Genomic DNA, 1,280 nt, shown 5'->3' on the forward strand with positions numbered 1-1,280 from the left:
GCCGAAAATGTGCTTGTCGTCGAGATTTTAGGACGTAGGGTAGTAGTTACCGACGCGCCGGCTCTGTATAAAGCGGGAACGCCGAATAAAGACTACGTTTTGGCGCTAACTGCGGGGGCGGCAATAGTGAGCAACGCGGGCGATCTAATCACTAATATTCAAACCAACAACGGCAAAGAGCGCATAGAAACGACCTATCAGGCTGACTATACATTCGGATTGTCGCTCAAGGGCTATTCTTGGGATATGGCAAGCGGCGGTAAAAGCCCCGATAACGCAAAGCTAGGCACCGGCACAAACTGGGATAAAGTCGTAGCTAGCGATAAGGATACTGCGGGCGTGCTACTCGTAGGCGACGCAGCTAAGAATTAGGAGGTGAAAAATGCCTAAAATTTGGTATGTGGAATTCCCGACGTTTCAGTATAACGAGGATGTTAAAGCCCTAGCCAAAGAGCGGGGCTTAACCATCATTGACGCTAAATTTGATGCGGGTGATGGCGTGAAAGATCCGCCCGCTTTAACGTTAAAAGGAGCGCAACAAGAGGTTAATTATGGCGACCTAATATCGAGGCTAGATACGCTAAAAGCTGGTGAATTGAAGCTGCTAGCGGCTCATTTGGGCGTTGAATACACCAATGCGGACGGCACGAAAGCTGCCATAAAAGAGAAGCTAGAGCAATGATACCAGAGGACGGCACAGGGTTGGTGGGTGCCAACGCCTACGTTTCGATAGAATTTGCGGACGAATATTTTTCAGCGCGCAAAAACGAGGCGTGGGCTGGGCTTGATAGCGCGGCAAAAGAGGCAGCCATTATTAAAGCGACCGATTATTTAGAGGCGGTTTATTGGGGGAAATGGCAGGGCGAGAAGCTAAAAGCGGATCAGGCGCTGGCGTTTCCTCGTAAGCCTTTTGGAATGCCCGCAAAGTTTAAATTTGCCGTATGCGAGCTTGCGATAAAAGCTAATTCGGGCGAGCTATTAAGCGACATTGAACGGCTAACCACCAAAGAAAAAGTAGGCAGTATCGAAGTAGAATATAGCAGTAGCGCCGATCCTACGACTAAATATGCCTACGTTTGCAGCCTGTTAAAGCCTTTTTTGAAAAACGTTTATGCTAGCTCGATGTTAAAGGTCGATAGATGCTAAACGAAAAAGCCAAAAATACGGCATTTAAATTGCTTGAAAAATTTGGCAAAAACGGCATTTATAAGCGGCAAGCAGGGCAAATCTACGATCCAAAAACGGGTGAGATGAGCCTAAATTATGAAAGCCGCCCGGTA

Annotated in this window: 3 protein-coding genes; all 3 read left to right on the plus strand. The window is 47.6% G+C overall.

What is annotated here, in order from left to right; translation table 11 throughout:
- Nucleotides 1–372 (plus strand): major capsid protein (locus tag Q0174_RS05995; protein ID WP_298042369.1); only part of this gene is annotated, 372 nt, incomplete at its 5' end.
- Between the two features lie 10 nt (nt 373–382).
- On the plus strand, nt 383–682 hold the full coding sequence (locus tag Q0174_RS06000) for a hypothetical protein (protein WP_298042372.1): 300 nt from the start codon (nt 383–385) through the stop codon (nt 680–682).
- On the plus strand, nt 679–1,146 hold the full coding sequence (locus tag Q0174_RS06005; protein ID WP_298042374.1) for a DnaT-like ssDNA-binding protein: 468 nt from the start codon (nt 679–681) through the stop codon (nt 1,144–1,146). Before Q0174_RS06000 ends, Q0174_RS06005 begins: the two co-directional genes overlap by 4 nt.
- Nucleotides 1,147–1,280: the final 134 nt, after the last annotated feature.

Origin of the sequence: uncultured Campylobacter sp. (assembly GCF_937996225.1) — a bacterium.
Lineage (GTDB): Bacteria > Campylobacterota > Campylobacteria > Campylobacterales > Campylobacteraceae > Campylobacter_B.